This is a genomic window from Sulfitobacter sp. G21635-S1, from assembly GCF_027213915.1.
In the GTDB taxonomy this organism is placed as follows: domain Bacteria; phylum Pseudomonadota; class Alphaproteobacteria; order Rhodobacterales; family Rhodobacteraceae; genus Sulfitobacter.
The window spans coordinates 71,249-97,524 of the sequence record NZ_JAPWGV010000019.1 but is presented as its reverse complement, the minus strand read 5'-3'; the positions used below and the strand labels follow the sequence as shown (position 1 = coordinate 97,524).

General features: G+C 62.4%; 31 protein-coding genes and 1 tRNA gene. 13 read left to right on the top strand and 19 right to left on the bottom strand.

Features of this window, described 5'->3' with window-relative positions; genetic code table 11:
* The first annotated feature begins 20 nt into the window (after window positions 1-20).
* From O4H53_RS17850 to O4H53_RS17840, 3 genes are all read left to right on the top strand, one after another.
* Window positions 21-548, top strand: a complete 528-nt coding sequence (locus O4H53_RS17850) for an Lrp/AsnC family transcriptional regulator (RefSeq protein ID WP_269365944.1) — start codon at window positions 21-23, stop codon at window positions 546-548.
* Between the two features lie 240 nt (window positions 549-788).
* Window positions 789-1,190: an SRPBCC family protein gene (locus O4H53_RS17845; protein ID WP_269365942.1), complete on the top strand. Its 402-nt coding sequence runs from the start codon at window positions 789-791 to the stop codon at window positions 1,188-1,190.
* Entirely contained in the window at window positions 1,187-2,011 is an 825-nt protein-coding gene (locus O4H53_RS17840) for an RNA polymerase sigma factor (RefSeq protein WP_269365941.1), read from the top strand. The genes O4H53_RS17845 and O4H53_RS17840 overlap by 4 nt, the downstream gene beginning before the upstream one ends.
* Before the next feature lie 18 nt (window positions 2,012-2,029).
* On the opposite strand, the gene O4H53_RS17835 is transcribed toward O4H53_RS17840, so the two are convergent.
* The 3 genes from O4H53_RS17835 to O4H53_RS17825 form a co-directional block, all read right to left on the bottom strand.
* Window positions 2,030-3,538, bottom strand: coding sequence for a tripartite tricarboxylate transporter permease (locus O4H53_RS17835; RefSeq protein ID WP_269365939.1), 1,509 nt, complete (start codon window positions 3,536-3,538; stop codon window positions 2,030-2,032).
* Window positions 3,535-4,017, bottom strand: coding sequence for a tripartite tricarboxylate transporter TctB family protein (locus O4H53_RS17830; RefSeq protein WP_269365937.1), 483 nt, complete (start codon window positions 4,015-4,017; stop codon window positions 3,535-3,537). Before O4H53_RS17830 ends, O4H53_RS17835 begins: the two co-directional genes overlap by 4 nt.
* A gap of 66 nt (window positions 4,018-4,083) precedes the next feature.
* Window positions 4,084-5,058 (bottom strand): Bug family tripartite tricarboxylate transporter substrate binding protein, encoded by a 975-nt coding sequence (locus O4H53_RS17825; protein WP_269365935.1) that lies wholly within the window; start codon window positions 5,056-5,058, stop codon window positions 4,084-4,086.
* Window positions 5,059-5,220: 162 nt separating this feature from the next.
* Between O4H53_RS17825 and O4H53_RS17820 the strand changes: the two genes are divergently transcribed.
* Genes O4H53_RS17820 through O4H53_RS17810 form a run of 3 tightly spaced genes read left to right on the top strand, consistent with a single transcriptional unit; the run spans window position 5,221 to window position 8,011 of the window.
* Window positions 5,221-6,132, top strand: coding sequence for a LysR family transcriptional regulator (locus O4H53_RS17820; protein WP_269365933.1), 912 nt, complete (start codon window positions 5,221-5,223; stop codon window positions 6,130-6,132).
* Window positions 6,129-6,875 carry a sulfite exporter TauE/SafE family protein gene (locus O4H53_RS17815; protein WP_269365931.1) on the top strand — a complete coding sequence of 249 codons (747 nt, stop codon included), beginning with the start codon at window positions 6,129-6,131 and terminating at the stop codon, window positions 6,873-6,875. Before O4H53_RS17820 ends, O4H53_RS17815 begins: the two co-directional genes overlap by 4 nt.
* On the top strand, window positions 6,872-8,011 hold the full coding sequence (locus O4H53_RS17810; protein WP_269365929.1) for a mandelate racemase/muconate lactonizing enzyme family protein: 1,140 nt from the start codon (window positions 6,872-6,874) through the stop codon (window positions 8,009-8,011). Before O4H53_RS17815 ends, O4H53_RS17810 begins: the two co-directional genes overlap by 4 nt.
* Here the strand turns inward: O4H53_RS17810 and O4H53_RS17805 are convergent.
* The 6 genes from O4H53_RS17805 to O4H53_RS17780 are packed head-to-tail and all read right to left on the bottom strand — an operon-like array spanning window position 8,008 to window position 12,782.
* Window positions 8,008-8,673 carry a fumarate hydratase C-terminal domain-containing protein gene (locus O4H53_RS17805; protein ID WP_269365927.1) on the bottom strand — a complete coding sequence of 222 codons (666 nt, stop codon included), beginning with the start codon at window positions 8,671-8,673 and terminating at the stop codon, window positions 8,008-8,010. The genes O4H53_RS17810 and O4H53_RS17805 overlap by 4 nt on opposite strands.
* A gap of 27 nt (window positions 8,674-8,700) precedes the next feature.
* On the bottom strand, window positions 8,701-9,660 hold the full coding sequence (locus tag O4H53_RS17800; RefSeq protein ID WP_269365925.1) for a fumarate hydratase: 960 nt from the start codon (window positions 9,658-9,660) through the stop codon (window positions 8,701-8,703).
* On the bottom strand, window positions 9,657-11,411 hold the full coding sequence (locus O4H53_RS17795; RefSeq protein WP_269365923.1) for an L-aspartate oxidase: 1,755 nt from the start codon (window positions 11,409-11,411) through the stop codon (window positions 9,657-9,659). The genes O4H53_RS17800 and O4H53_RS17795 overlap by 4 nt, the downstream gene beginning before the upstream one ends.
* Window positions 11,411-11,752: a succinate dehydrogenase, cytochrome b556 subunit gene (gene sdhC, locus O4H53_RS17790; protein ID WP_269365921.1), complete on the bottom strand. Its 342-nt coding sequence runs from the start codon at window positions 11,750-11,752 to the stop codon at window positions 11,411-11,413. Before sdhC ends, O4H53_RS17795 begins: the two co-directional genes overlap by 1 nt.
* The gene (locus O4H53_RS17785; protein WP_269365919.1) at window positions 11,749-12,078 is read right to left on the bottom strand and encodes a succinate dehydrogenase; all 330 of its coding nucleotides are present in this window, start codon (window positions 12,076-12,078) and stop codon (window positions 11,749-11,751) included. Before O4H53_RS17785 ends, sdhC begins: the two co-directional genes overlap by 4 nt.
* On the bottom strand, window positions 12,078-12,782 hold the full coding sequence (locus O4H53_RS17780) for a succinate dehydrogenase/fumarate reductase iron-sulfur subunit (RefSeq protein WP_269365973.1): 705 nt from the start codon (window positions 12,780-12,782) through the stop codon (window positions 12,078-12,080). Before O4H53_RS17780 ends, O4H53_RS17785 begins: the two co-directional genes overlap by 1 nt.
* A 186-nt stretch (window positions 12,783-12,968) precedes the next feature.
* On the opposite strand from O4H53_RS17780, the gene O4H53_RS17775 reads away from it, so the two are divergent.
* Together O4H53_RS17775 and O4H53_RS17770 are read left to right on the top strand one after the other, a co-directional pair.
* On the top strand, window positions 12,969-13,109 hold the full coding sequence (locus tag O4H53_RS17775; RefSeq protein ID WP_269365917.1) for a hypothetical protein: 141 nt from the start codon (window positions 12,969-12,971) through the stop codon (window positions 13,107-13,109).
* Entirely contained in the window at window positions 13,109-13,936 is an 828-nt protein-coding gene (locus O4H53_RS17770; protein ID WP_269365915.1) for a nitroreductase family protein, read from the top strand. The genes O4H53_RS17775 and O4H53_RS17770 overlap by 1 nt, the downstream gene beginning before the upstream one ends.
* On the opposite strand, the gene O4H53_RS17765 is transcribed toward O4H53_RS17770, so the two are convergent.
* A complete protein-coding gene (locus tag O4H53_RS17765) occupies window positions 13,933-15,537 on the bottom strand; it encodes a thiamine pyrophosphate-binding protein (RefSeq protein WP_269365913.1) in 1,605 nt (534 codons plus the stop codon). The genes O4H53_RS17770 and O4H53_RS17765 overlap by 4 nt on opposite strands.
* Before the next feature lie 346 nt (window positions 15,538-15,883).
* Window positions 15,884-16,249, bottom strand: coding sequence for a winged helix-turn-helix transcriptional regulator (locus O4H53_RS17760; RefSeq protein WP_269365911.1), 366 nt, complete (start codon window positions 16,247-16,249; stop codon window positions 15,884-15,886).
* 107 nt (window positions 16,250-16,356) lie between these two features.
* Between O4H53_RS17760 and O4H53_RS17755 the strand changes: the two genes are divergently transcribed.
* A complete protein-coding gene (locus tag O4H53_RS17755; RefSeq protein ID WP_269365909.1) occupies window positions 16,357-17,061 on the top strand; it encodes a glutathione S-transferase family protein in 705 nt (234 codons plus the stop codon).
* Between the two features lie 211 nt (window positions 17,062-17,272).
* Here the strand turns inward: O4H53_RS17755 and O4H53_RS17750 are convergent, their stop codons facing one another.
* The 7 genes from O4H53_RS17750 to O4H53_RS17720 all read right to left on the bottom strand — a co-directional run bounded on the left by O4H53_RS17750 (window position 17,273) and on the right by O4H53_RS17720 (window position 22,745).
* Window positions 17,273-17,932, bottom strand: coding sequence for a glutathione S-transferase family protein (locus O4H53_RS17750; RefSeq protein ID WP_269365907.1), 660 nt, complete (start codon window positions 17,930-17,932; stop codon window positions 17,273-17,275).
* A complete protein-coding gene (locus O4H53_RS17745) occupies window positions 17,929-18,408 on the bottom strand; it encodes an SRPBCC family protein (protein ID WP_269365905.1) in 480 nt (159 codons plus the stop codon). Before O4H53_RS17745 ends, O4H53_RS17750 begins: the two co-directional genes overlap by 4 nt.
* Window positions 18,405-18,782, bottom strand: coding sequence for an ArsR/SmtB family transcription factor (locus O4H53_RS17740; protein ID WP_269365903.1), 378 nt, complete (start codon window positions 18,780-18,782; stop codon window positions 18,405-18,407). The genes O4H53_RS17745 and O4H53_RS17740 overlap by 4 nt, the downstream gene beginning before the upstream one ends.
* A gap of 202 nt (window positions 18,783-18,984) precedes the next feature.
* Window positions 18,985-19,061: transfer RNA gene (locus tag O4H53_RS17735), tRNA-Arg, on the bottom strand.
* A 76-nt stretch (window positions 19,062-19,137) separates the two neighbouring features.
* Window positions 19,138-20,523, bottom strand: a complete 1,386-nt coding sequence (locus O4H53_RS17730; RefSeq protein ID WP_269365901.1) for a sensor histidine kinase — start codon at window positions 20,521-20,523, stop codon at window positions 19,138-19,140.
* Between the two features lie 63 nt (window positions 20,524-20,586).
* Window positions 20,587-22,005 carry a dihydrolipoyl dehydrogenase family protein gene (locus tag O4H53_RS17725; protein WP_269365899.1) on the bottom strand — a complete coding sequence of 473 codons (1,419 nt, stop codon included), beginning with the start codon at window positions 22,003-22,005 and terminating at the stop codon, window positions 20,587-20,589.
* Window positions 22,002-22,745: a TVP38/TMEM64 family protein gene (locus O4H53_RS17720; RefSeq protein ID WP_269365897.1), complete on the bottom strand. Its 744-nt coding sequence runs from the start codon at window positions 22,743-22,745 to the stop codon at window positions 22,002-22,004. Before O4H53_RS17720 ends, O4H53_RS17725 begins: the two co-directional genes overlap by 4 nt.
* A gap of 295 nt (window positions 22,746-23,040) precedes the next feature.
* Here O4H53_RS17720 and rpmH point away from each other — a divergent pair, with 295 nt between their 5' ends.
* From rpmH to yidD, 3 genes are read left to right on the top strand one after another with little or no spacing between them, the layout of a single operon-like run.
* On the top strand, window positions 23,041-23,175 hold the full coding sequence (gene rpmH / locus O4H53_RS17715; protein ID WP_037911188.1) for a 50S ribosomal protein L34: 135 nt from the start codon (window positions 23,041-23,043) through the stop codon (window positions 23,173-23,175).
* A 22-nt stretch (window positions 23,176-23,197) separates the two neighbouring features.
* A complete protein-coding gene (gene rnpA, locus O4H53_RS17710) occupies window positions 23,198-23,623 on the top strand; it encodes a ribonuclease P protein component (protein WP_269365890.1) in 426 nt (141 codons plus the stop codon).
* Window positions 23,620-23,865 carry a membrane protein insertion efficiency factor YidD gene (gene yidD, locus O4H53_RS17705; RefSeq protein WP_114273580.1) on the top strand — a complete coding sequence of 82 codons (246 nt, stop codon included), beginning with the start codon at window positions 23,620-23,622 and terminating at the stop codon, window positions 23,863-23,865. Before rnpA ends, yidD begins: the two co-directional genes overlap by 4 nt.
* 442 nt (window positions 23,866-24,307) lie before the next feature.
* On the opposite strand, the gene O4H53_RS17700 is transcribed toward yidD, so the two are convergent.
* Window positions 24,308-25,210 (bottom strand): alpha/beta fold hydrolase, encoded by a 903-nt coding sequence (locus O4H53_RS17700; protein WP_269365888.1) that lies wholly within the window; start codon window positions 25,208-25,210, stop codon window positions 24,308-24,310.
* Window positions 25,211-25,341: 131 nt separating this feature from the next.
* On the opposite strand from O4H53_RS17700, the gene ttcA reads away from it, so the two are divergent.
* The gene (gene ttcA, locus O4H53_RS17695; protein ID WP_269365887.1) at window positions 25,342-26,205 is read left to right on the top strand and encodes a tRNA 2-thiocytidine(32) synthetase TtcA; all 864 of its coding nucleotides are present in this window, start codon (window positions 25,342-25,344) and stop codon (window positions 26,203-26,205) included.
* Window positions 26,206-26,276: the final 71 nt, after the last annotated feature.

The following is a 26,276-nucleotide window of genomic DNA, read 5'->3' as shown; positions in this document are numbered from 1 at the left end:
TTGCAGGATTTCTGGTATTCTTGAGTGAGAACCCCTCTTATCCGACAAGTTTCGAAAGGTTTCTGCCCTTGCCCGAGATTGACGCCGTGAACGCCCATTTGCTGTCCCTGCTGCAAAGTGACGGGCGGATGACCAATGCGAAGCTGTCCGAAAAGCTGGGGATGAGCGAAACGCCCTGCTGGCGGCGGCTGAAACGGCTGGAGGAAAACGGGATCATAGAAGGCTATCAGGCCAACCTGAACCGCCGCAAGCTGGGACTGGGTGTGATGGCCTTTGTGCAGCTGCGCTGTTCCGAACACGATCAGGCCGCAACGGCGGAATTTCAGCGGATCGTGGAGACGACGCCAAACATCCTTGCCTGTCACAACACCACCGGGGCGGATGATTTCCTGCTGATCGTCGTGGCGCGGGATCTGGACGATTACAGCAGCTTTGTCGACAGCACCCTGCGCCGGCTGCCGGGGGTGACGAGCATTCGTTCGAACCTGTCCTTGAAAGAGATGAAAGCCTCCAGCAAATTGCCGATCATACCGCCTGCCGCCCCCTGATTGTGAAACGTCGGGTGAAAGACCGTCGATGTTGCGAAACCCGCTGAGGTGTCGATGTTTACCATGCGGACGCAGCGGTCGTTCCGTTATTGCGATGCCCAGACCCCAAATGCCTCGCCCGGGTGCCAGGCCGGGCAGGTGATCCTGAAAAAACCTGAATCCGCATGTAACACATCGCTGCACCGCGCCCTCTTCATATGTATCCGCCGCAGTTTCGCGGCGGGAAACATGGAGCTCAAAATGAAAAATTTCGACGTACAATCCATCGGCCTTACCGTTTCCGCCCAAGCGGCATTCGACTATATCTCGCAGCCCGCGAACCTGCCGAAATGGACCAACGCGTTTTCCCGCGCCGATGCCACGACAGCCGTTCTGGTGACCCCGAACGGCGAGGTTCCGATCACCTTGCAGACCGTGACCTCGCGCGAGGCGGGCAATATCGACTGGCTGATGACCTTTCCCGACGGTTCCGTCGCCTCGGCCTATTCGCGGATCACTGCAAATGGCGCAGATAATTCCATATATACCTTTGTATTGATGGCACCGCCTGTGCCGCTTGAGGCTTTGGAAGGCGCGCTGGAAGCGCAAAAGGGCATTCTGGCAACCGAGCTGGAAAAACTGAAAGGGATTCTTGCCGCATGATCCGCTTTGATCCGGTTGACGTGGAGGCCGCGCGAAAGGGAAGTCGCGCGGCCCTTGAAACACTTGTGAACGCGGCGAAAGCCCCGGTTTTCAATCTGGCCATGCGCATGCTTGCCCATCGGGAGAACGCAGAGGATGCAACACAGGAAATTCTGATCAAGATCATCACGCATCTGGGCGATCTGCGTGACACCGAGCTTGCCGGGGCCTGGGCCTTTCGCGTGGCGACCCGCCATCTTGCCCAATCCGCGCGGCTGGGACGGGTCGAGAGGATGCGCCTGACCTTTGACGATTTCGCCGAAGACCTGCACCTGGGCCAGGGGGACTCCGCGCATCTGGGTCTGACGGAGATGGAACATCAGCTTGCATTGAAGGAAGTGAAGGTGGGCTGCACCCTGGCCCTGTTGGTGTGCCTGTCGCGGCCGTTGCGCATGGCCTATATTCTGGGCGACATCTTCGAGATGACCGATACCGAAGCCAGCGACGTGCTTGATGTTCCGGCCGGAACCTACCGCCAGAGATTGCGGCGCGCCCGGTCTGCGGTCAGCGGTTTCATGCAATCGAATTGCGGCATTCAATCCGCGAAGGCCCCCTGCCGCTGCGAGAACCGCATCGCACCCGCGCTGGGGATGGGGCGCATCGCAAAGGGCGCCGCGCATCTGGACAGCGATCAGGCCGGGCAGATGTCGCCGGATGAGATCCGCCGGGACGTGGCGGCGCTTGAGACCGCGCAGCGCTCGATCGCGATCATGCGCTCCAACCCGCAGTTTGCGAGTGCGGTCCCGTCCCTGGTGGAACAATTCCTGGACCGGATTTCATAGACCGCCCCGCAAAGCGGCTTACCCGGCGCCGGGCTTGCTGCGCATGTTCCGCGTCGCCCGAATGCCGGCACGGATGATCGCGGCAACGGTGAGCAGGGTCAGGAACCAGAAAAACCAGGTGATCGGACCCCGGAACAGGATTTCAGGGGAATTGCCGGACATCAGCATCGCCTGGCGGAAATTGTTCTCCAGCAGCGGGCCGAGGATAAAGGCGATCAGGAAGGGCGCTGCGGGAATGTCGTTGCGCAGCATCACATATCCGACCCACCCCATGACGAACATCACCCCGACATCAAAGATGTTGTTGTTCACCGCGAAGACCCCGTAGATGCACAGCACCAGCACACCGGGAAACAGCACACCGCGCGGAATGTCGGCCACGTATTTGAAAAGCCTGATTGCCAGCGAGCCGATGAAGAACAGAAAGACGGAACTGACGATCAGCCCGATGAACAGGCCGTAGATCAGATCCTTGTTCAGCACGAACATCATGGGACCGGGCTGCAACCCGTGGATCATGAATGCACCGATGATGATCGCGGTGATGACATCGCCCGGCACCCCAAGTGCCAGCAAGGGGATCAGCGTGGCCCCCGCCACGCCGTTGTTGCCGGATTCGGATGCGGCCACGCCTTCCACCTCGCCTTTGCCGAAGTTCGCCTTGTTCGGCGATTTCCGGCGCGCCTCGCTGTAGGAGAGGAAGGCGGCCGGGGCCGCGCCGATCCCCGGAATTGACCCCAGGAAGACACCGATGAAACTGCCGCGCACGATGGTCCGGAAGCAGCGTTTGTATTCACCGAAGGTGACGGAATCATTGCCCAGGCCGCGCGCCTTGCCTTCGTGCGGCTTGGGATTCCAGACCATCGACATCACCTCGGGCATCGCGAAAAGCCCGATCAGGACGGCGATGAAATTCAACCCGCCCATCAGGTTCGGATCGCCGAAAGTGAGCCGGTTCGTCCCATAGACCAGGTCAAGACCGACAGTCGCCAGCAGCAGCCCCAGCATCGCCGACAGTGCCCCCTTGAGCAGGCTGTTGCCCGACACCCCCGCGATGATCGTCAGCGAGAACAGGATCAGCGTGAAGAATTCCGGCGGGCCGAAGTTGAGCGCGAAGGAGGCGAGCCAGCCCGCAAAGAGGATCAGCGAGAGATTGGAGATCAGATCCGCCGTGCAGGATGCCCAGAGCGCCATGCCGAGCGCCTTTCCCGCCTGCCCCTTTTCGGCCATCGGATAGCCGTCCAGCACAGTTGCGCTGGAGGCGGGCGTACCGGGCGTCTTGATCAGGATCGCGGGAATGCAGCCGCCAAAGATGCCGCCCTTGTAGACACCCAGCAGCAGAAGGATCGCCGGAACCGCCTCCATCGCGAAGGTGAAGGGCAGCGTCAGCGCAACGGCCATCGTGGCCGACATGCCCGGAATCGCCCCGGCAATGGTGCCGATCAACACACCGACAAACAGCGCTGCGAAGGCTTCGAAATTGCCGACCAGCGACAGGCCCGCGGCGATACTGTCGAGAAAACTCATGGCAATCTCACGTAATTGCCCTGCGGGATCGCAACGCTCGCGACATGGGCGAAGAATCCGTAAAGCACCAGTGGCACGGTAATGGCGCAGATGATCGCAGTCCGGGGGTGGGAAGTCCGGATCAGGAATGCCGTTGCTGCGAAAATCAGCATCGAGGTCCAGACCATGCCGAGGCGCGGCAGGGCGAACATGGTCAGCGCCATGATTGCCGCCAGGATGCCCAGCCGCCTGTAACCGCCGGATATGGCCGGCTGTTCCGGCTCATCCGGGTCGGTGGTGAAAAAGCCCGTGACAACCAGACCCAGCCCGATCAGCACTGTCAGCCCGCTGAGGATATAGGGCCAGAACAGCGGCGAAAGCACGATATTGCGCACGTTGCTGGGCGAGGAAACCCATGTCGGTATGACCGCGAACATCAGGATCGCGGCCACGATGATGCTTGCGATACCGATCAGGGATTGTCGCTTGATGCGCTGCATGTCCAACCGAGCCCCGTGCAAAGAAAAGGGCGCACGAATGGCTTCGTGCGCCGGTTCGGTTCAGGTTTACCCTTCGATCCGCATGCCGAGGCGATCCACCAGATCCTTGAACGTGTTGTACTGGGTGCGGATGAAGTCATTGGCTTCTTCCGGGCTCATCACGTCGATGATCGAACCGACCGCTTCCATGCGTGATACGAATTCTTCGTCCCCCGCTGCGGCCTGCATCCATTCGCCCCACTTCGCCGCGACTTCATCCGGCAGGTCCCTGGGACCGGCGATGCCTGTCCAACCCACAAGCTGTTCCAGTTCCGGCTTGCCAAGGTCGGCTGCTGTCGGGGCGTCAAAGCCCACGACCGGCTCCGATGTGGTGACCATCAGCGGCTTGAGCTGGCCATTGGAGACAAAGCTCGCCAAGGCGGAGGAGTTTGTGCACAGAAAGGTCGCCGTCCCCGCCAGAACGGCTGTCGCCGCGGCACCGCCACCGTCCATCGGGATATGCGTCACCTGGTTGAGCGGGTCCTCAACGCCGAAAGCGTCCATCACCATGACCCCGCCCAGGTGCAGGCCGGAGCCAACGCCGGAGGAGGAAAAGCTGACCCCGCCCTCACGCGCCCTGGCGACAAGATCATCCATCGAATTGATGTCTGAATCGGCGGCAACCGCACAGGCAAAGGGGTTGATCTCGTAGACGGTCACATAGCGGAAATCGTCCAGCGTGTAGGGGAGTGTCGCCTTCATCGCCGGGTTGACCGAATGCGACCCGACGCGGGTGAACAGCATCGTGTAGCCGTCCGGCTTTGCGTTCATCGCGGCGACCGATCCGGTGGCACCACCGGCCCCGGTTACATTCGCCATGATCAGCGGCTTGCCGACAACCTTGCCCAGCGGCTCTGCTATCGTGCGCGCAGAAATGTCTGTCGCACCGCCCGCGCCGAAGGGGATGATCATGTTGACAGGACGTTCAGGATATTCCGCCGCTGCTGCCGTCGCGAGCCCGAAGACGAGGGCGCCGACCGCACCGAATTTTGCAAATTTCATCGTTTCCTCCCAAAAACAAATGGCTGATTTCACTCAGCTCGCTGGGTCGACAATCCTGGCGACCTGACGATCCTTGACAAACTCTATTGGTAAGTCAATTTTGTATAAAGCGGAAACTCATTACAATTTCCGAAAGTATTGCTAACGAAAAGCGTAACTCAGATGTCCATCAGAATGTTTCGCACCCTGATCGCGGTGGCCGATCACGGCACGTTCAGTGCGGCGGGTGAGGCCGTGTTCATCACCCATGCCGCTGTCAGCCAGCAGATGAAGGCGCTGGAGGCGCAATGGGACATTGCCCTGTTCGACCGCACCCGGCGCACGCCGGAACTGACCCCTGTCGGTCGCTCCATCGTTGCCCGTGTCCGGGAGATCGTGGCGGCCTATGACAACCTGCTGCCCTCCGTCCTGGGCGATGACGGGCTGCGGGGAAACCTGTCGCTTGGCAGTGTGCCGACGGGGCTGACCAGTTTGATCCCCTTCGCCATTACATCCATCAAGGCCCGTTTTCCCGAACTGCACATCGGTGTCACGCCTGGCCAGACCAAGGAACTGGTCGTGGAACTGGAGCGCGGCATATTGGACGCCGCTGTCGTGACCAAGCCGCATGTGATCCCGCGCAACATGGTCTGGGCCCCGATCGCCGAAGAACCGATGCAGCTTGTGACCTCCCTGAATGTCACCTCCGAAGACCCTTTCGAGATTCTGGCCACATATCCCTACATCCGCTTCACCCGCAAGGCACTGCTGAGCGACATCATCGACAATTGGCTGCAGATGAACCGCATCGTGGTGAAAGACACGATGGAGCTGGAAAACCTGGAAAACATTTCGAGCATGGTGCATGCCGATCTTGGCGTATCCATCGTGCCGCGCCGGTGCGTTCAGCCGCCCAATCCGCTGCCGCTCAGGTACATCCCCCTTGGCAGCGACGCGCCGGTGCGCGAACTGGGGCTGTTGTCGCTGGCGAACACGGTCAAGCTGCGGGTCCTTCAGGAGGTCGAGGCCGAGCTTCTGAATGCTGTCCGCGTTGGTGTCTTCGATCCCTTTCCTGCCGGTGTTGCGGCACCATGAGCCTGTATTTCTTTGTCATCCTCGCCCTTGGCGCCGCAGCGGGCGGGTTCATGAACGGGCTGGCCGGGTTTGGCACCGCGCTTTTTGCGCTGGGGTTCTGGCTGCAGATCATGCCACCGGCCCAGGCGGTGGCCATCGTCGTGGTCATGTCGGTGGTGGCGGGATTGCAGGGTGTCTGGCTGGTCCGCAGGTCGATCACGGATCACCCGCGCCGGCTGGCACGTTTCCTGCTGCCTGCGCTGATCGGCGTGCCGCTCGGGGTGGCGATGCTGTCGATGCTCGAACCCGACATGCTTCGCCTGATCATTGCGGGTTTTCTGATCCTTTATGGCGGGTTCTTCACGCTGCGCTCTTCCCTGCCCCGGCTGGAGCGCCCGACCCCGGTGGTCGACGTGCTGGTGGGCTTTTTCGGCGGCATCCTGGGCGGTGCCGCATCCCTTTCCGGTGCCCTGCCGACCATGTGGTGCGCCATGCGCCCCTGGCCAAAGGCCGAGACCCGCGCGGTCCTGCAGCCCTTCAACGTCTGCGTGCTGGCGCTCGCGGCAATCGTGTTTGCCCTCAAGGGGACCTACACGACCCAGACGATCATTTATGGCGCGGTGGCCCTGCCGACGACGATGATCTTCGCACAGATCGGCATCGCGGTTTTCAAACGCCTTACCGACAACCAGTTCCGCCGCCTGCTGATTGCGATGATGCTGGTGTCCGGGCTGATCCTGATGGCAAGAGTGGTAATGGGATGACCTGTCTTATCGAACGCGTCGAAGTTTTCTGTTACCGGGTTCCCGTGAAAGTGCCCGTCGCAACCTCCTTTGGCGTGATGCGGGACCGACCCGCCGTCTTTGTCAAACTGACAGACAGCACCGGATGCCATGGCTGGGGCGAAATCTTTGCGAACTGGCCCGCCGCCGCTGCGGAACACCGCGCGCAGCTGCTTGTGCAGGACATCTGCGATCTGGTGGTCGGCGCGAATGTCGCCACCGCCGGCGCGCTGTTCGAAAGCCTGACCGCGCAAACCCACATCCGCGCATTGCAGTCGGGGGAATGGGGGCCGTTCCGGCAGGTGATTGCCGGGCTGGACATCGCCCTGCATGACATCTTTGCACGCCATCGCGGCCTGCCTCTGGCGCAATTCCTCGATGGTGGCGCTGCCGCAGAGGTGCCGACCTATGCCAGCGGCATCGCCATCGGCGCGGCGGCGGAGCTGATCGCCAGATCCCGCGCGGTGGGTCACAACGCCTTCAAGGTGAAGATCGGCTTTGACGGCGCGCGCGATATCGACGCCTTGCGCGCCCTTGCGGACGGGCTGGATGATGGCGAGCGTCTGATGGCGGATGTCAACCAGGCCTGGACCGTCACCGAGGCGCTGTCACATGCGGCTGCAATAGATGCGCTGGGGCTGCAATGGCTCGAAGAACCGATCCGCGCCGATCTGCCCGCCGGTGATTGGCAAGCCCTGGCAGACGGCTTTGCCACGCCCCTGGCCGCCGGCGAGAACATCACCGGCAACAGCGGGTTCGAGACCGCCATCGCTGCCGGTCATATCTCTGTGGTGCAGCCGGACATCGTGAAATGGGGCGGGATCAGCGGCTGCGGCGCGGCTGCGCTGCGGACAAGGGATGCCGGGCTGCGCTATTGTCCGCATTTCCTGGGCGGCGGGATCGGCCTGATCGCTTCGGCCCATCTGCTGGCGGCTGTCGGAGGCGACGGCTTGCTGGAGGTGGATGTGAACCCCAACCCCCTCCGCGATGCCTTTGAGGGCGCGCGGCTGCGCGATGACGGCAATTTCACCATCGGCACGGCACCGGGGCTTGGCATCGACGCCTTGCCAGCAGAACTGTCGCAATACCAAACCTTATCGCTTGAGCGGCGGGCTTAGATCACCTCGTCCGACCGATCATCCGTCTCACCATAGCGTTTCAGCGTGGCCGGGCGGGTGCCCTCGTAGATCTTGTCGAAATTCTGCGAGATCTTCGCATTCTCCCGCTCGAACAGGCAATCGCCGTTCTTGTCCGAGGCGACGATGAAGGGCCCCATCTCCTTGCACCTGATGACCCACATGGCCTGGGCAAGGCCCAGTTCCTCGTTCCAGTGGACGGCCTCGACGTTCTCGACCCCGCGGCCGAGCAGGGCACCGGTGCCGTAGCCGACCGTGGACAGGTAAATCGCACCATTGGGAACGAAGTAGGACTTGTAGTCCTTCGACGACATCCCGCCCTTGCCGATGATCAGCTTGGCACCCGATTTTTCCATCCATTCCGGCAACCACTTGGAAAAGCGGAAGGACGCGGTGGCGGTCACCGCCCCCATCTCGAAACTGCCGTCGGCGTTGATCCGGGCGGCAGGCGAACAGTGAAAGTTCGCAGCCGAATCGCGCGGCAGTTCCATCGGGATGTTGGCCTTTTCCTCCAGCGCGCGTTTGTAGACGCCTTCGCGGGCGGTATACATCAGCCCGTCCAGATAGACGATGTCGCCCAGTTGCAGGTCATCCAGCGCTTCTTGCGTGGGCGTGGTGCTCAGGCGGATCTTACGTGGGCTCATGAGGGGCCTCCGGGGTCAGGATTTCGGTCATTCCGCGGCCTCCATCGCCGGGGCGTCCCATTCCACCGTTTCGCGGCGCTGGTAGTCGGTGAACCAGTCGGGATCGGTGCGGTATTCCACCCGCCCGTCGGGGAACACGCGGGCAACGGCCCGGCGTGACGACAGGCAGAAGGCGTGAACCGACATCTGCATCCCGCCGGTGTGGCAATAGCCCACCTCGATATTGCAATCGACGACCATGGATTTGCCGACGAAACCCATCGCCCCCATGCCGATGGAATTGCCCAGCTCCTTGAACTCCCGCTCCAGCCGGGCGATTTTCGGATCGGAGTTTTCGCTGCCGACCGTGCGCAGGCAGGCGGCGCGTTTGCCCAGTACCATGCAGGTATCCTTGCAGCCGCCCAGCCCGATGCCGATGATGGCAGGCTGGCAGGCCAGCCCCCGTTTGCCAAAGGCAATGAGGCTGTCGAGGTAGAACCGCCTGATCCCCTCGATCCCGTCGGAGGGGAAAAGCATCCGGTAATCGGTGCCGAACAGCCCGCCCTTGTGGACGGTGATCAGGTCGATCCATTCGCCGCCCGGTTCATAGCCATATTCGATCTCGGGCGCGCCGATGCCGACGTTGTTGTTGTGATCGGTGCGCCACAGCGGATGGACCCGATTGGGCCGCAACGGCACGCCGTTGGTCGCATTCGCCGTGGCGCGGCGCAGTGCGGCTTCCAGCGCGATGGGTCCGCCCTCGATCCGGGTGTCGTTGCCCATCTTGACGTACCAGCGCGGCGTACCGGTATCGCCGCACATCGCGCGGCGGTCCTCCTTGGCGGCTTCGTAATTCTCAAGCATCGCCTGCAGCACGAAAGAGGACAGATCGCCGTCCTCCACCTCGGCGGCGGCCTTGAGACCGTCGAGGTAATCCTGCGGGATTTCGATGGCGGCCTTGTCCATCAGGGTTTCCGCGGTCTTCTGGATGATGTCTATCGGGATCATTCGGCAGCCTCCACCAGGGATAGGGGTTCGTTTTCGGGCAATATCGTCTCGCCCGGTCTGACAATCGTGAACTGAACGTCCTCGCGGCTGACATCGAGCGTATCGCCTGTCTGCCGCGCCACGGTGAAATAGCTGCTTTCCATCGCGCCGCTGTCGGGAAAGTCCTCGCGGAAATGTGCGCCACGCGAGTTTTCCCGCGCCAGCCCCGCTTTCGCGATGACCTCCGACACTTCGCAGAGCGAGGCCATGTTCAGCCAGTCATGCCAGGTCAGGTTGAAGGCCAGGTTGTCACCCGCCACGCCGGCCTGCAACAGTTCGTCGTGGATATCCGCGATCCGGGTCAATCCGCGCGCCAGGCCGGTTTGCGTGCGCATGACGCCCACATCCTCCCACATTGCGTCCTGCAACTTGTCGCGCAAGGGCTGGATCGGGGCGACCTTGTTCGACAGGGGCCGCAGCGCGCGGGCGATTTCTGCCTCCAGCACCGTCTCGTCCGGGTCACGGAGCGCGCCCATGCGCCGGATGTCCGCGCCCATCACATCACCCGCAACGCCACCGTAGACCGTGGAATTTGCCACGCCGTTGCCACCGAGGCGGTTGGAACCATGCGCGCCCCCCGCGTCCTCGCCCGCGACGTAAAGCCCCTCCATCGCCGTGCGCGTGTCGGGGTCGACCACGACGCCGCCCATGAAGTAATGCGCGGTCGGCACCACCTCCACCTTGCCGGCGGCCAGATCGAAACCGCTGTCGGCGCAGCGCTTGACCATACCGGGAAATTTCGCGCGCACGTTTTCCGGGCCAAGGTGCGACATGGAGATATAGACGCCGCCGTGTTCGCTGGTGTTCGACTTGCGCATCTCGGCAAAGATGCCACGGCTGACCACATCGCGCGTGGCCCGCTCGCCCTTTGGGTCGTAGTCGAACATGAAGCGGTTCTCGGCCCTGTTGAGCAATTGCCCCCCCGCCCCGCGCAGCCCTTCTTCCAGCACCGTGCCGGTCATCTTGGTGTGGTCCCCGGCCAGCAGGCCGGTGGGGTGGAATTGCACCATCTCCATGTCCCGCAGGGGCAGGCCCAGGCGCAGGGCCATGGCAAGACCGTCCATCGTCTTGTCGCCGCTGGGGGTGTGGTACTTGTACATGGTCGGCCCGCCGCCGGTGCCCATCATCACGGTCTTGGCCCGCACGAAGCGGAACCTGCCGCTGCGCATGTCGATCATCAGAACCCCGGCCAGCGCGCTGCCGTCCGCTGTCGGGACAAGACCAATCGCCCGATGTTCCTGCAACTTCTCCACCGGGCGGGACAGGACCTGCTCCATCAGCCGGTTGATGATCTCGATCCCCGTGAGGTCGCCCTTGTGCACGGTGCGGTCCGCCGTCTGCCCGGCAAAGGCCTTCTGGTGCAGCGACCCGTCCGGGTTGCGGTCGAAGAAACAACCGATCTCGTTCTCCAGCTCGCGGATCCGCACCACCGCCTGTTCGCAGAGCTTCCAGGCCATATCCTGATTGGGCAGCCATTTGCCGCCGTTGATCGTGTCCATGAAGTGCCGCTCAACGGTATCGCCACCGCCCAGCGCCACGTTGTAGCCGCCCTGCACCATGCGGGTGCATCCGCATTTCCCGATCAGGCCCTTCACCGCGATTGTGATCTTCGTCCCCGGCGGGGCACTTTGCTGGGCGTGCAGGGCGGCGAACATGCCCGCGCCGCCCGTACCCAGGATGAGGATATCGGTATCATGTCTCTCGATCTGCATCAGATGGCCCTCATCAGGAAAACGCCCGCAATCAGCGTCGACGCGGCAACCGCACCGGCGGCGGCGGTCTTCTGGCCCGATGTCCAGGGCAGCCATTCCAGCGCCATCAGGCGCAGGCCACCGAACAGATGCGCGGCCAGCAGGAAAACCAGGCCGAACTCGGCGATCTTGACGATGCCCATCTCGCTCCAGCGCAGGAACCCGTCGAGGTGTTCCGGCTGGTTCAGCGCATAGGACAGCACCCAGAAATGCACCGGCAGGAACAATGCCAGCGCCACACCGGACAGGCGGTGCAACAGGTAGGCGACCCAAAGGGTATGGTTCCGGTAGCCGCGCCTCATCTCGTCGTCACCCCGTGAACAGCCAGCATGCCAAGGACCAGCAGCAGGGCGAAAATGGCCCAGGCCGCCGCATTCAGGGCGCCGCCCCGCAGGCCCATCCATTCCGACAATACCGTGCGCAGGCCAATCGCCCCATGCACGGACACGGCGGCGACAAATGTGCCATAGACCGCGAACCAAAGGATGCTGCCCTTTGTGCGGCCAAGGATTTCGGCGGCGGACAGCCCGCCCTGGATGGCATAGATCATCACACCGATATGCAGCAGCACCAGCGGCGCCATGATCAGCGCCGAAATCCGCTGCGCCATATAAAGACCAAGCGTCATCAGGAGCGCCTCCTGAAGAAATTGCGTGCGGTTTCGCGCTTCAGGCCGGCGATGGCGTTCATCGGGTTCAACGCGTTCGGACAATGCACCGCGCAGCTGCCCTGGCTGTGGCAATTGTGGCAACCGCCAACACCCGACACCGCGTCCAGCACCGCCTGTTTGTCCGCGTTCTTGCTGTCGTTGTAGACGCTCCAGGCCCGTTGCAATGCGGCGGGGCCGAGGAAATCGGGATTGTTCGCCACCGTGTCGCAGGCGGCATAGCAGACCGAACAATTGATGCATTCGATGCCCGCCGCACTCTCGACCCGCGCCTCCGCCGCAGGGTCGAGTGCCTCGATCGGGTCGTTGCGGGTCAGGGTCGGGTGGTGGACCCCTTCCGCCGCGACCCATTTATCGAAGAAAGGGTCCATATCGGTGGCCAGATCCTTGATCACCGGCAGGTTGCGCAGCGGCGCGATTTCCATGTGGCCGTCCACCAGCACCTTCTTGACATGGGTCCGGCAGGTCCAGCGCGGCGTGCCGTTCACCATCATTGCGCAGGATCCGCACATGCCGACACGACAGGCGTAGCGATAGCTCAGGGTCGGGTCGGCGTATTGCTGGATCCAGGCGACCACATCCAGCACGGTCTGGTTGTCCTCGACCTTCACTTCAAAGGGCTGAAAGGACCCCACGGCGTCGCCGCGCCAGACCGAGACAGACATATGGGTTTCATTGGCCAAGCGTCTCTCCATCGGTTGCAGGGTGGTTCCGTGGCAATATAGATGATTGTTTTTCTAACAAAAAGGAATAAAGACTTACCTGTTTCTTAAGATTTGATTACATTAACGCAGCCTTTTCAATTGCTTGCCGGCCGCTATGATCGCCCCTGAAGTCCAGGGAGGAACCGCATGCTGATGCTGTACGACACCGGGGAAACGGCCGCATCGCCCGTCCATATCGCTGCGGCCAGCGGCGGCCTTTCCGGGCATAATGGCGCAGCGCGCGCTGATGGCGACACACCCTGCTGTGCAACCGGTGCTGACGTCTGATGAGTGACCACCTCTCTGCCCTCCTCGCCGCGCGCTTTTCCGATGCGCGGCAGGTCCCATCGGACCTGGAGCGGGTTTCATCCCTGCAGGCCATTGCCGGACGGGGCTCTTGCCGGTCGTTCGAACCTGATCCTGTCCCCCTCGAAACGCTCAGAACGCTTGGCGCAATCGCCCTTGCCTCGCCGTCGAAAAGCGACCTGCAACAGCGCGACATCGTGATCGTTGATGATGCGGAACAGAAGTCACGGCTGCTGGCTCTTGTCTCTGACCAGGCGTGGACGGCGCAGGTGCCCTCGCTTGTGGTCTTCTGTGCCAACAACCGCCGCCAGCGTCACCTGCATGAGATGCAGGGGCTCGACTTTGCCAACGATCATCTCGACGCGTTCTTCAACGCCAGTGTGGACGCGGGCATCGCGCTGGCAAGTTTCGTCATCGCAGCGGAGGCGGCGGGCCTCGGCTGCTGCCCGATCAGCACGATCCGCAACCGGGCGGCAGAGGCAAGCGATATTCTGGGGCTGCCGGACCACGTGTTTCCCGTTGCCGCGCTGGCCATCGGCCGACCCGCTGCTGCCCCCCGGATCAGCCCCCGCCTGCCCCTGCGGGCGACGCTTCACCTGGACCGTTTCAGCGAGACGACAACCGCAGACATCGCGGCCTACGACGCGGAGCGCGCCGCCGTGCAACCCTATGCAAATCAGCGCCGCACCGACCTTTACGGCACCAGCGACAGCTACACATGGTCAATGGACAAGGCCCGTCAATACAGCCTGCCGGAACGGAAAGGCTTCGCGCAGTTCATCCGCGGCAAGGGTTTCCGCCTTGATTAATGCGCAGCGCCGCTCGGGGCGGGCAGGCCTTCGATCAGCACGTTGACACAAGCGGGTTTGCCGCTTTGCACCGCGCGTTCCAATGCCTCGTCAAGCCCGGCAAGCTCTGTCACATATTCCCCGTGCGCGCCAAGCCCCCTGGCGGCCAGATCATAGCGCGCCCTGCTGAGCCCGCAGCCGATCAGCCGTTCGGGGCCGTATTCGCGCAGCTGGATCTGATGTTCGGCGTTCCAGCGCTCGTCATTGCCGATCACCGCGACAAACGGCAGCCCAGCGCGCGCTGCCGTCTCGAACTCGGCAAAGTGGAAACCAACCGTGCCGTCCCCCATCAGCGCAAAGATCGCGGCATCCGGCGCTGCGGCGCCGGCGCCCAGAGCATAACACAGCCCGCCCCCGATCGCCCCGGAAATCCCGTTGATCACCCGGCGCTCCGCCCGCGTGGCGGCCTGCGCCCATTGGCCGAATTCACCACCATCACAGATCAGCACGGCCTGCGCCGCGCTGTCGATCTGCCGCTGCACGGCGGCGCATAATTCCGCAGGGGTGATCCGCCCCGAAGGCACCGTGTCGGTGGTGCTGAACCCGCGCCGTCCCAGATGCGCCGCCACATCGGCCCGCCAATGGTCGTGCCCTCCCTGCCCGGCCTCGATCAGAACACCGAGACTGTCCCGGGGATCAGCGGCGAAACAGGCGGCCAGCCGATTGCCAAGATTGCGATGCGCCCGGTCCCGCTCTGCCGTGCCGGCCTGAACAACCATCCAGCGGCAATCGGCATGGAACGCCCCTGCGCCGCCAAACCCGAGGGTAAAGTCGATCCGCTTGCCCAGGGCAACGACAAGGTCGGCCTGCCCCAGCGCCTTGCCGATGTCGCCAAGCGCCGGGTCCTTCAGGCCGCGCGGGCTTTCCATCACCACAACGGGCGCGCCAAGGGCCGCTTCCAGCGCCTCCAGCCTGCCCGGGTTGCGTGTGGCATTCATCGCCGGGCCGCAGATGATCAGGGGCCGCGCCGCTCCGGCGACGGCCGCCGCAATCGCCGCCGCATCGGAGACCGACAAACCCATCGGTTCTTTCGTGACCGCGCGGGGCACATCGACATCGCCCACATCCGCCTCGACCAGGTCAAAGGGCAGCGCCATATGCACCGGCCCCGACCGCCCCGAAAGCGCGACCCGCAAGGCACGCGCCGTCTCAACGCCGAAATCCGCCGCGCGGGTCGGACGGAACGACAACTTGGTCACCGGCGCTGTCATCGGCACCTGGTCAAGCTCCTGGAAAGCGCCTTTGCCATCCTGACCGATGGGAGAATCGCCGGTCAGCAGCAGCACCGGCGTCTCTGATTCAGAGCAGGTGAACAGCGGCCCCAGCGCATTTGCCGCCCCTGCCCCCGCAGTCACCAAGGCCACGCCCACGGTTCCGGTCAGCTGCGCATAGGCCTCCGCCATGAACACCGCCGCTGCCTCGTGACGGGTATGGACAATCTCTATCCCGGCATCGAAACAGGCGTCGAAGATCGGCATGATCTGGTTCCCCGACAGCGCGAAGATGCGGGTGATACCGGCGGATGCCAGCGTTCTTACCAATAGATCTGCACCGCGCCTCATGTTCTCTCTCCCCGTGATCAATGCCGCCGCGACCTGAACCTATCCTTCCCGCCCCGTCCATCCCCTTTATGGCGGCCCCTGCCGCAAGGGCCCCTGAGGGCATGAAGAACTCACAAAGTCCCGATCACCCGAATAATGCCTTCGACAGCGGGTAGAGGTGAAATTGCACCGTGACACTGGTGCTATGGCAGCTTCTGCCTTGGCAAGCTGCGCTGAATGGAGGGGCACCCGGGCTCAAGCTCCGATATCGGCCATGCGCGACTGAACCGGTCGCACCGCGGCCCCGGCATGGTACGGGCCACATGCAGCACCGATGAACGACAGCGCGGGAGTGCCTGATCGTTGCTCACCGGGCGGTTCGCGCCGCGTTGTTCGCATCAGTCATGTTCCGAGGTGCGTCTCGATCTTCGAGGTCTTCCCACCAGCTTCCCAACGCGTCGATCAGCGGCACCAGATCATGTCCGTCGGCAGTCAGATCATATTCCACCCGCAGCGGGTAGCCGCTGAATTCCGTGCGCTGAACGATCCCCGCATCCTCCAACTTCCTCAGCTCCAGTGCCAGCATCTTATGGGAAATCGTCGGGTTGTCGCGGCGCAGATCGCTGAACCTCCTGGTGCCCGACTTCAAGTAATAGATGAGCAGCGTCGGCCACCGGCCGCTCAGGACTTGCATGACCTCTTCGATCGGGCATCGCGACACAAGATTTTTCATTGGGACCTCATGGTTACAAAAAGGTGCGTAATTTACCCCGGAGTACATGGCGGTATGTTTCGGGTTCGCTGCGCAGCGTGATGACATGAGATTACGGAGTATAAATCATGGAACCGATTCTACTTTATGGCTTCCCGTCTGGAAGCTCCATGGGGCTTGTCGCAGCGCTCGAATGGCTGGCGAAACCCTACCGTCTTTGCCGTGTCGATATGTTCGGTGAGATGCGCGACCCATCCTATCTGCGCATCAATCCTCGGGTTGAGACGCCGGTCCTCATCACCGACAACGGCGACGTACTGACTGAAACGCTGGCGATAGCATCATGGCTGGAAGCCAGGGATTCCAGGCGCAGCATCAGTTTTGACCCGCTGTCGAGAGAAGCCGACCGGATGCATCAGTTGATGGCCTTCATCAACACCGGCTTTACAGGATCTTTCGGACCGCTTTGGGCGGCCATGGAAACGGCTGACATGAATCAGGCGGTAGGATCTGCACTCAGTGAGTGGGGTCGGGACAATGTTTTCGAACGTCACGACAAGCTCGAAGAGATGATCGGGGACAGCAGGTTCCTGATCGCGGATCACCCTACGCTGGCTGACGCCCTCTTGGTCGGTGTCGCTCGTTGGCTCGATTTCCACGAACTGGCTGACAAAGGCCGCTGGCCAAAACTTGCGGCTGTTCGCGCACGAATTGAAGCGCATCCGGCTGTCATCTACGCGACCGCTCTTGAGAACGGGGATATGAACCCGGGGAGCGGCGCCTGTCTGGGCCACATCAATCTCACCGAGGTCATTGAGCGGTTTGGTAGCTAAACGCCACGAGCGCGGGCTGAGAAACGTCATCAGCCCGCGCTCAACACCGGCGCCGCGCAACTGCGACGCGAGGGTGGCGAATTTGCTGAATCATGCCAGTGGGCCGCGCCAGGCAATTCCGACCTAAGTGCCAAGCATCTCTGACCCAAACCAGACTTTGGGCGTGGTATGGGTCAAGGACGGGTGAGCGGACGGAGCGGACATTCGAGCCCTAATCTCGGTCAGGTGCTCCTAATGGGAAGAAGGATCGAAAGGGACGCGCCTCGTCGACGACGCGGGCCACCGAGGGGCGGGACAGAAGCCGTGCCCGGTAGGCGGCGAGCGCGGAGCAACGCTCTGGAATCGGATGAACCCAGTCACCATAGAAAAGCGCCGGAGCTGCTGCGCAATCGGCAATCGTGAAACGACCACAGGTCGCCCATTCCGTGTCTCGCAGACGTGGTTCCATCCAATCATAGCAGCGGTCTATAAGCACATGCGCATCGGCAACGCCACGGGGATCACGCTCATCTTCGCCACGCAGGGCGTCACCGACGATCCGTTGCGTCTGCGCATGGATATAGTCATCGAACACATCCGCGATCATGCGAGCCTCCAGCGCTTCGCGGACATCTTCGGGAACCATCGGCGGCGCGTCGCCGTGAAACAGGTCGAGATATTCGACCACAGCGTTGCTTTGAGTGACTTCCCGGTCGCCATCGACCAGCGCCGGAAACTGCCCGGTGGGGGAAAGGGCGGCCATGCGAGCGGCGTTCTCCGGGTGATCGGGGTCGACCATTCGGAAGTCGAAGGCGACGCCGCGCTCGTATAGAGCGATCAGCGGTTTCCAGACAAAGGAGGCAAAGGGATGCCCATAGAGCGCAAGGGTCATTGAAGAATCTCCAGCGATTGAAGCGTGGCCTCGATCATGTCGAACTGGATTCCGGTGCCGTGACGGCGGTCTGCGGTGCCGTCCTTTCCATCCAGGAACACAATCTGTTCGGTGTAGGAGACGCAGGTCTTGTCGCCGTCTGCGTCAAGTTCCAGGCTTGACAGCGTCACGGAATGAAAGCTGCCGGAATGGTGAAGGTCGTAGTCATACACAAGCCGTTTGGCCGGTTCGATGACATGGAAACGTGCCTCGAACAGTGTTTCCAGACCGCTTTCGTTGAAACGCCCCTGCAGGACTTCCTGACCACCGGCGCGAAAATCCATCGAACGGCGCATCAGGGTCCATTTTTCGGCCGGGCCGGTGAACCACTGCGCCTTGATCTGCGGATCGGACCATGCGCTGAACACGCGGTCTGGCGGTGCCGCCCACAGTCGTTTCAGTGTAAATGTCCCATGGAATAAGCGATTTTCGGTCATGTCTCATCTCCCTTGGAGGATTGGCCTGAACCGTCAGCCATGTCTGTTGTTTCGTTGCTTTCGAGCAATTCTCCGAGCCGGTCAAAATGCCCTTCCCAAAGCTGGCGACGTTCGCTCAACCAGATTTCGACGCGCAAGACAGCTTCGCTGGAAATCCGGCATTCGCGCACCCGGCCGCGTTTTTCCGTTACAACCAGTCCACTTGCCTCCAGCACCTGAACGTGCTGATGGATCGCGGAAAGGGATGTGTCGTAGGGCTTGGCCAGGTCACTTACGGAGGCCGGTCCGCGTGAAAGATGATCAAGGATCCCGCGCCGCGTTGCGTCAGAAAGTGCGTGGAACGCCATATCAAGTTGTTTGGAATGCTCAACCATACGCTTAAGTTATAGCGCGCCTGACAAAAGTCAAGTGTCCACTTAAGTGTTGATCCGTTGAAACCTCCCCTCAAAGCAGACCTTCACTGCAGTTTTCACGAATGACCGCTGCCCCTGCCCCGTCCTTCGGCGGTCACGCCGCGATCCGGGTCAGCGATGTGACGTAAAAGCCAATTTCGTCTGACGTCTTACAGGGGGGCAGTGGCGGACCGAGGAGGATTCGAACCCCCGACCCCTTGATTCGTAGTCAAGTACTCTATCCAGCTGAGCTATCGGTCCACTGTCGGGCGGTTTAGTGGCCTGCGCGGGGGTTTGCAAGCCCCAGTTTTGACCTGTGGCGGATTTCCTGGCGGTGTCAGACGGCGGCGTCGCCCTTGGGCAGGCAGACCGCAAAACATGTGCCGGTTTCATCGCTGCTCAACAGGGACAATTGCCCGCCGTGGCCGCGCACCAGTTCCGCCGCGATGGCCAGGCCCAGTCCGGTGCCGTCCTTGCGGGTGCCGCCCTGGAACGGCTTGTACAGAAAAGTGCGCGCCTTGGGCGGCAGGCCGGGGCCGGTATCGGCCACCTCGATGTTCCAGCTGGTTTCGTTTTCGGTTGCCCGCAGGATGATTTCACCCCCCGTCCCGGCCGACATCAGCGCCTGCCGGGCATTGCGGGTCAGGTTGCTGAGCACACGGTAGAGATGTTCGGGGTCTGCGCGCACCTTCAGGCCGGGGGCGACATCGGCAACAAAGCTGATCTGCGTGCTCTGGGTCGCCAGGCGTTCGTTCTCGATCACCTCTTCGACCAGTTCGGCAAGCGGCACCATGGTCAGGGTCGGCCCCGGTTCTTCCGCCTTGCCGAAGGCCAGGGTACTTTCGCACAGATGGACCGCGCGGGTGATCGACCCCACCAGCTTGGGCGCCAGCCGTTTGACCGCCGGATCCTCCGAGGTTTCGATGCGATCGGTAAAGAGCTGCGCTGTGGTCAGGATATTGCGCAGGTCGTGGCTGATCTTGCTCACCGCCGCGCCAAGCTGCGCCAGCCTGTCCTTCTGCTTCAGCGCCTGGGTCAGCTCCGTCTGCAGCGTGCGCAGGGCGACTTCGGCTTCGCGCAACTCGGTCACGCCCGCCTTGGGTTCGATGATGCGGCGGGCGTCCTCGGGGGCTTCGGCATAGCGCTGGATATGACCCACCACGCGTTTCACGGGTTTGAGGAACATCGCCCGGATGGTCAGGAAGAGCAGGGTCGCGGTGATTGCCGAAATCACTGCCGAGAGAATCAGGATGCGCAGGCCATAGTCGATCATCGCCATGCGCAGCGGTGCGGTTTCCATCGTGATCTCGATCAGAAGCCCCGCATCCCGGACCGGTGCCCCGATGACACGGATCACTTCGTTTTCACGCCGGAAAAGGCGCATCACCGCATCCCGGATCAATGTCATCGCGGTGGCGTTGCGCAGATCGAAGGTCTGCGAGATCGCCTGCGGCATCTCGGAAGACAGCATGAGCTGGCGCACCGCGTCACGGCGCAGGACAACGTTGAACACCTCTGCCGTTTCCAGCAGTTCCGCCTCAAGCGCGGGGTCCAGCATATCGTCCGCCAGAAGCGCCAGCGAGGCGATCTGCGCCCGCTCCAGCCGCTGCAGCATGTAATCCTCGCGGAACCGCGCGATGGAGGGCACGAAGATCAGCACTTCGGCCACCATGACAAAAACACTTGTCAGGATCAGCAGGCGGCCGGACAGGGAATTCAGCATGCCTGCGTCACCCCCATGGGACGGCGGGCGGACTGTCGCGCCCCGGCGCGCAGGCCCCCGTTGTCACGGCACACATCGCTGAACAAACCGCACCACCCGCTTTACAAGATCGCTTTCGAACAGGCGCGGGCTGAAATAGGCCCCCGCCGCACGTTTGTTGACTTCACCGATTGTCGGATAAGGAGCCACCATGGCTGCAATCTGGCTCATTTTCATGCCGTTTGCCAGAGCCAGCGCCCAAAGGCCGATCAGTTCTCCCGCCTGATGGCCGACAATGGAGGCGCCCAGGGGCCTGCCCTTGACCACCATGACCTTGATGAACCCTTTGGTCTTGCGCTCCGCCAGGGCGCGGTCGTTGTGTTCATAGTGGAACCGGACCACTTCCAGCCTGTCGCCGTGTTTTTCCCGCGCCTCGGCCTCGGTCAACCCGACCTGCGCCAGTTCCGGGTCGGTATAGGTCGCCCAGGGAATATGGGAAGTCTTTGCCCGAGACGGCAGGCCAAACAGCATGGATCTGATGATCACCCCGGCATGATAGCCTGCCACATGGGTGAATTGCAGCCCGCCGGCCACATCTCCGATGGCATAGACCTTGCGGTTGGTGGTGCGCAGCGATGCATCCACCTTGATCCCGCCTTTGGCCGGTTCGATCCCGGCCTTGTCGAGATCCAGCTTGTCGGTATTGGCCTTGCGCCCCACCGCGATCAGCAGATGAGAGCCCTTGAAGATCCGGCCATCCTTGGCCTCGACCTCGATCTTGCCCGCCGTGCCGCGCACTTCGGCGGCGGTGGCGTTTTCCTCGATCACCACGCCCTCGTCGCGCAGGGTGTCCAGCACGACGCGGGCGGTTTCCGGGTCGTCCTTGCCCAGCGCCTTCATCCCTTCGATCACGGTGACCTTGCAGCCCAGACGCAGATGGGCCTGGGCCATTTCCATCCCGATGGGGCCCCCGCCGATGATCAGCAGATGTTGGGGTTTCTCGCGCAGTTTGAACAGGGTTTCATTGGTCTCATAGGGGACCGTATCGAGACCCGGAATCGGCGGCACCAGCGGCGATGATCCGGTGGCGATCACGATGCGCCGGGCCTTGATCACCGTATCGCCTGCCTGCACCTCGTCGCGGGAAATGAAGCGCCCATAGGCGCGGATCACCTTGACGCCCAGGCCTTCGAAGCGTTCCTGGCTGTCCACCGGGGCGATCTGCGCGATCACATCGGCGACGTGATCCTTGGCGGCGGCGTAATCCACGGTGCCGGGGGCGTTGGCCACGCCATATGGCGCCGCGTGACGCTGCGCATGGGCCGCCTTGCCGCTGGCGATCAGCGCCTTGGAGGGCACGCAGCCGTAGTTCAGGCAATCGCCGCCCATTTCATGGCCTTCCAGCAGGACCACATCTGCCCCCATCTGGACCGCACCCGCCGCGACGGACAGGCCGCCTGAGCCTGCGCCGATAATCAGAATGTCCGTCTTGATCCGGTTCATTTCAATACATCCTTCCGGCCCGTGGCCCATTTGAGTGCGGCGGGCAGCAGGGACAATGCGCAGAGCCCGAGGATGGGGAACAAGATATGCGGCTCGAAGATGATGCCAAGGTCCGGCGTTTCTCCGCGCGCGAAAACCGCGCCGAGCCCTGCGCCGACGGAGGTATAGACAACAGCCCCCGGCATGATCCCGAAGAAGGTGGAGACCACAAAGCGATACAGCGGCACCGCCAGCAGGGCCGGGATCAGATTGGCGACAAAGAAGGGCACCGCAGGGACAAGGCGGATGAAGAACAGCATCGACCATTGGTTTTCGTCCAGGCCCTTGCCGATCCTGGACACCAGCCCCTCGGAAGCCTCCAGCCGCGCCTTGAGCACCTGCCCCAGCCCCATGCGCGCGGCAAGGAAGATCAGGGTTGCGCCGATGGTGGCAGCTGTCACGTTGAACCCGGTCCCCAGGACGGTGCCGAACAGGAAGCCCCCGGTCAGGGTGGCGATCGTGGCCCCCGGCAGGGAAAAGGCGACAATCGCCACATAGGCGGCCATGAACAGCAGCGCAGTTACCAGGTAATTGCTGTCCCGGAAGGTGATCAGCGCCTCGCGGTTGTCGCGCAGCGTGTCGAAGCTGAGGTAGTCGCGCAGCGTGAAGGCACCGATCACCGCCGCGACGGCAATCGCAATCAGGGGCACAATGCGCGCCCGCTGCGATCCGGTGTGTTTTCCGTCGGCCCTGTCCGCCATTTCCGTCTCTCCGCCGCAACCGGCCTATCTGCCTGCCTCACAGATGATCCGGAACCCGGCCCGCGCCTAGCCCTATCACGGCCCCTTGAACCAAGGTGTGCTTTTCGGGGGTCTTTCGTGAAAGATCGGCCTGAATTGAAATATATACCAGCCGCGACGGATAAATTGTTGCAAGAGAGGGGGGAAAACCCGCTTGCAGGGTTTGACTTGCCCGCGCATCCTGACTAGAGAGCGGGTCTGAATTGACGTGACGGGCCGAATCTGCGCCCCGAATGACCTATTGGAGATCGACGCGATGAAACGCACCTATCAACCTTCGAACCTTGTCCGCAAGCGTCGTCACGGGTTTCGTGCGCGCATGGCCACCAAAGCGGGCCGCAAGATCATCAACGCACGCCGCGCCCAGGGCCGGAAGTCGCTGAGCGCGTAAACCGCGCAGCGCCTTGCAAAGCATGACACCGCCGGAGGCCCCCGTGGATGGCAGCACTGCCAATCCGGGGAACAATCCTCCGGCGGTTTCTTTGCGTCTGCAGGTGCTGAAGAACCGCGCCGATTTTCTGCGCGCCTCCCGCGCCAGCCATGTCGCGATGCCCGGTTTCGTTGTGCAGATGCGCCGGCGCAAGCCGGATGAAACAGCCGATCCGGATGTCATTCGCGTGGGGTTTACCTGCTCCAAGAAGGTCGGCAATGCCGTGGCCCGCAACCGGGCAAAACGACGCCTGCGGGAAATCGCGCGTCTGTCCCTGCCAGCGATGGGGCAGCGGGGACATGATTATGTGCTGATCGGCCGGCGCGGGGCCACCGCCACCCTGCCCTTTGCGCAAATGCAGTCCGACTTCGCCCGCGCCCTGGGCAAGCTGCACCGGCCGCCCGCGTGACCGCCCTTGCCCGCATCCTGGCGCTGCCTGTGCGCGCCTATCGGCTGGTTTTCAGCCCCTGGGTCGGGTTCAACTGCCGCTATCAGCCAACCTGCAGCGCCTATGCATTGGAAGCGCTCGAAACCCATGGGGGGCTGAAGGGCAGCTGGCTGGCACTGCGCCGGATCTTGCGCTGTCACCCCTGGGGGCGCAGCGGCTATGATCCCGTGCCGCCCATGTCGCAGGACCACGGGCCGCACTGAGGTCTGAGCCTGCCACCTGCCGCCATGCCAACGGGATCGGGAGAGCTTCGACGCCCGCTGTCAACGACCCACGGCCTGTCCCACCTGCTGAGCCGTGCGGCCCCCCGTGACACCCTCCCGTGGAGACATGTCAAAAATGACATGTCATCATTTGCAGGACTGTCGGTATGAACTGACGCCAACGCGCAAGGGCAAACGGCATCTGTAGCGCGCCGCAATACCGCGCGCCTGCCCCATCCGCTCAACACGCTGAAATATATTGTTTACAGCGTCCCGCCTTTAACCTGATACACCCAATATCGCCACCGTCCCGAGAGCGCGAAGCGCGGCAGGGTATCGGCGATTCAAGTTTAAGGCGGGGCGCCCTAAATGGCCTCCGGCTGGTTCAAATTCACCAAAAAGCCGTTCCAGGACTGCAGCCCTACGCAGCCTCACACGCCCCTCATGCCTTCAACACCGCGTCCCCGTTGGTGATCAGCCGGGTCGGCATATCCGCCGCCGCCGTTCCCGCAAGCGTCAGCGCCACATCCTTGAAAAATCCATCATCGCCGAAATAGAAACGATGCGAAATCTGCGCCCCCTTTTGGGGAAAGGCCGCATAACGCTGCGTGGCATCGACATCGACCTGATCCTTTTCCACCAGATCAGGCAGCCCTTTGCGCCCGGCGCGCCTGCGGCCACCGTTGATGAAATCCCCCGACAATTGCAGCACCGCATCATTGCCGTTGTAATAATTCGTCAGGCGGTTGGACCGACGGTCCATCACCAGACTGCCCCATGCGCCCTTGCGCATCCATTCCACATCCACATCCGCCGCCGCAAAAATCGCCTGATCCACATCCCATTTGCGCGCGCCGGGCGCATCACCGACACCGGAGAACCCGCGCAAGGTCAGGTACGCGCCCATCGAATGGGCCAGCACATGCAGCTTGAACCGGGGGTTTTCATTCAGGAAAAGACCGATCGTTTCCGTCACCAGGTAGGGCGCAACCTTTTTGGCGTCATTGCGGTCGGAATCATATGCCAGCACATTCCCGTCGCTGGGCCAGTCAAAGCCGACCACCGCACCGCGATAGCCATGTTTGCGCAATCCCTGCTCCAGCGCGGCCAGCCGGTGCAACATGGTTGTCTGCGAGGTATTGAACCCGTGGACGAAAAACAGGATCTCGCGGCTCTGCGACGCGCGCAGGACCTCCCGGTGCCAATCCGCGCGCGAAATGATGCCCCCCTTGCTCACCGCCCCCGCAGAGCTGGTGATCTGTACATAGCGGGTCAGTGCCGCAGCATTATTGGTGAATCTGTTTGTCTGGGCGTTATAGGTCCGCCGGCTTGCAAAAAGCGTCATGTCTCAAATTCCTTTATCAATAGGGTCGGCAATAAGTGGTAGCCTAGCATATTTTCGCCTTTAGCGCGAAACCTTCCTCCGCCGCGCATCGCGTCCTTGATCGCCTTTGGGCAATGGATTACTGCGATCACATGCTCGACCAACCCGAAGAAATCCACGCGCTGTTTCAGGGTGCGCCCCAGACGACGGAGTTCAGGAAACTCCGCAAGCGGATCGTGCGCGCCACGCGCGAGGCGATCGAGCAATATGGCATGATCGCCCCGGGCGCGCAGGAACCCGACGCCCCCCGCGCCCGCTGGCTGGTCTGCCTGTCGGGCGGCAAGGACAGCTATACCCTGCTGGCGGTTCTGCACGAGCTGCAATGGCGCGGGCTGTTACCGGTCGACCTGCTGGCCTGCAACCTTGATCAGGGCCAGCCCGGCTTTCCCGCAACGGTCCTGCCCGCCTTTCTGGAAAAGATGGGTGTCCCGCATAGGATCGAATACCAGGACACCTATTCCATCGTGATGGACAAGGTGCCGGCAAACCGCACCTTCTGCGCGCTGTGTTCGCGGCTGCGCCGCGGCCACCTCTACCGGATCGCGCGCGAGGAAGGCTGTTCCGCCGTGGTGCTGGGACACCACCGCGACGACATCCTGGAAACCTTCTTCATGAACCTGTTTCACGGCGGGCGCCTGGCCACGATGCCGCCCAAGCTGGTGAACGAACAGGGCGATCTTTTCCTCTACCGCCCCCTCGCCCATGTGGCCGAGGCCGATTGCGAGAAATTCAGCGCCGCGATGCAATACCCGATCATCCCCTGCGACCTTTGCGGCTCGCAGGACGGGTTGCAACGCCAGCAGGTCAAGCAGATCCTCGACGGCTGGGAAAAAAACAGCCCCGGCCGGCGCCAGGTCATGTTCCGGGCGCTGATGAACGCGCGCCCCTCGCATCTGCTGGACCCCAAATTGTTCGATTTTGCCGGCCTGTCGCTTGATCCGCAGACTTTTAGCTAAAAGGACGCCATCTTTTCGGGCAACATTAACCCCCGGCTCATTCCGCGCAGGCTAAGCTCCTGCAGATGCAG

Bases quoted from the DNA above. Each gene is read 5' to 3' on its own strand.
- O4H53_RS17845 (WP_269365942.1), top strand. From the start codon at position 789: ATGAAAAATTTCGACGTACAATCCATCGGCCTTACCGTTTCCGCCCAA.
- O4H53_RS17840 (WP_269365941.1), top strand. From the start codon at position 1,187: ATGATCCGCTTTGATCCGGTTGACGTGGAGGCCGCGCGAAAGGGAAGT.
- O4H53_RS17835 (WP_269365939.1), bottom strand. From the start codon at position 3,538: ATGAGTTTTCTCGACAGTATCGCCGCGGGCCTGTCGCTGGTCGGCAAT.
- O4H53_RS17830 (WP_269365937.1), bottom strand. From the start codon at position 4,017: ATGCAGCGCATCAAGCGACAATCCCTGATCGGTATCGCAAGCATCATC.
- O4H53_RS17825 (WP_269365935.1), bottom strand. From the start codon at position 5,058: ATGAAATTTGCAAAATTCGGTGCGGTCGGCGCCCTCGTCTTCGGGCTC.
- O4H53_RS17820 (WP_269365933.1), top strand. From the start codon at position 5,221: ATGTCCATCAGAATGTTTCGCACCCTGATCGCGGTGGCCGATCACGGC.
- O4H53_RS17815 (WP_269365931.1), top strand. From the start codon at position 6,129: ATGAGCCTGTATTTCTTTGTCATCCTCGCCCTTGGCGCCGCAGCGGGC.
- O4H53_RS17810 (WP_269365929.1), top strand. From the start codon at position 6,872: ATGACCTGTCTTATCGAACGCGTCGAAGTTTTCTGTTACCGGGTTCCC.
- O4H53_RS17805 (WP_269365927.1), bottom strand. From the start codon at position 8,673: ATGAGCCCACGTAAGATCCGCCTGAGCACCACGCCCACGCAAGAAGCG.
- O4H53_RS17800 (WP_269365925.1), bottom strand. From the start codon at position 9,660: ATGATCCCGATAGACATCATCCAGAAGACCGCGGAAACCCTGATGGAC.
- O4H53_RS17795 (WP_269365923.1), bottom strand. From the start codon at position 11,411: ATGCAGATCGAGAGACATGATACCGATATCCTCATCCTGGGTACGGGC.
- sdhC (WP_269365921.1), bottom strand. From the start codon at position 11,752: ATGAGGCGCGGCTACCGGAACCATACCCTTTGGGTCGCCTACCTGTTG.
- O4H53_RS17785 (WP_269365919.1), bottom strand. From the start codon at position 12,078: ATGACGCTTGGTCTTTATATGGCGCAGCGGATTTCGGCGCTGATCATG.
- O4H53_RS17780 (WP_269365973.1), bottom strand. From the start codon at position 12,782: ATGTCTGTCTCGGTCTGGCGCGGCGACGCCGTGGGGTCCTTTCAGCCC.
- O4H53_RS17775 (WP_269365917.1), top strand. From the start codon at position 12,969: ATGCTGATGCTGTACGACACCGGGGAAACGGCCGCATCGCCCGTCCAT.
- O4H53_RS17770 (WP_269365915.1), top strand. From the start codon at position 13,109: ATGAGTGACCACCTCTCTGCCCTCCTCGCCGCGCGCTTTTCCGATGCG.
- O4H53_RS17765 (WP_269365913.1), bottom strand. From the start codon at position 15,537: ATGAGGCGCGGTGCAGATCTATTGGTAAGAACGCTGGCATCCGCCGGT.
- O4H53_RS17760 (WP_269365911.1), bottom strand. From the start codon at position 16,249: ATGAAAAATCTTGTGTCGCGATGCCCGATCGAAGAGGTCATGCAAGTC.
- O4H53_RS17755 (WP_269365909.1), top strand. From the start codon at position 16,357: ATGGAACCGATTCTACTTTATGGCTTCCCGTCTGGAAGCTCCATGGGG.
- O4H53_RS17750 (WP_269365907.1), bottom strand. From the start codon at position 17,932: ATGACCCTTGCGCTCTATGGGCATCCCTTTGCCTCCTTTGTCTGGAAA.
- O4H53_RS17745 (WP_269365905.1), bottom strand. From the start codon at position 18,408: ATGACCGAAAATCGCTTATTCCATGGGACATTTACACTGAAACGACTG.
- O4H53_RS17740 (WP_269365903.1), bottom strand. From the start codon at position 18,782: ATGGTTGAGCATTCCAAACAACTTGATATGGCGTTCCACGCACTTTCT.
- O4H53_RS17730 (WP_269365901.1), bottom strand. From the start codon at position 20,523: ATGCTGAATTCCCTGTCCGGCCGCCTGCTGATCCTGACAAGTGTTTTT.
- O4H53_RS17725 (WP_269365899.1), bottom strand. From the start codon at position 22,005: ATGAACCGGATCAAGACGGACATTCTGATTATCGGCGCAGGCTCAGGC.
- O4H53_RS17720 (WP_269365897.1), bottom strand. From the start codon at position 22,745: ATGGCGGACAGGGCCGACGGAAAACACACCGGATCGCAGCGGGCGCGC.
- rpmH (WP_037911188.1), top strand. From the start codon at position 23,041: ATGAAACGCACCTATCAACCTTCGAACCTTGTCCGCAAGCGTCGTCAC.
- rnpA (WP_269365890.1), top strand. From the start codon at position 23,198: ATGACACCGCCGGAGGCCCCCGTGGATGGCAGCACTGCCAATCCGGGG.
- O4H53_RS17700 (WP_269365888.1), bottom strand. From the start codon at position 25,210: ATGACGCTTTTTGCAAGCCGGCGGACCTATAACGCCCAGACAAACAGA.
- ttcA (WP_269365887.1), top strand. From the start codon at position 25,342: ATGCTCGACCAACCCGAAGAAATCCACGCGCTGTTTCAGGGTGCGCCC.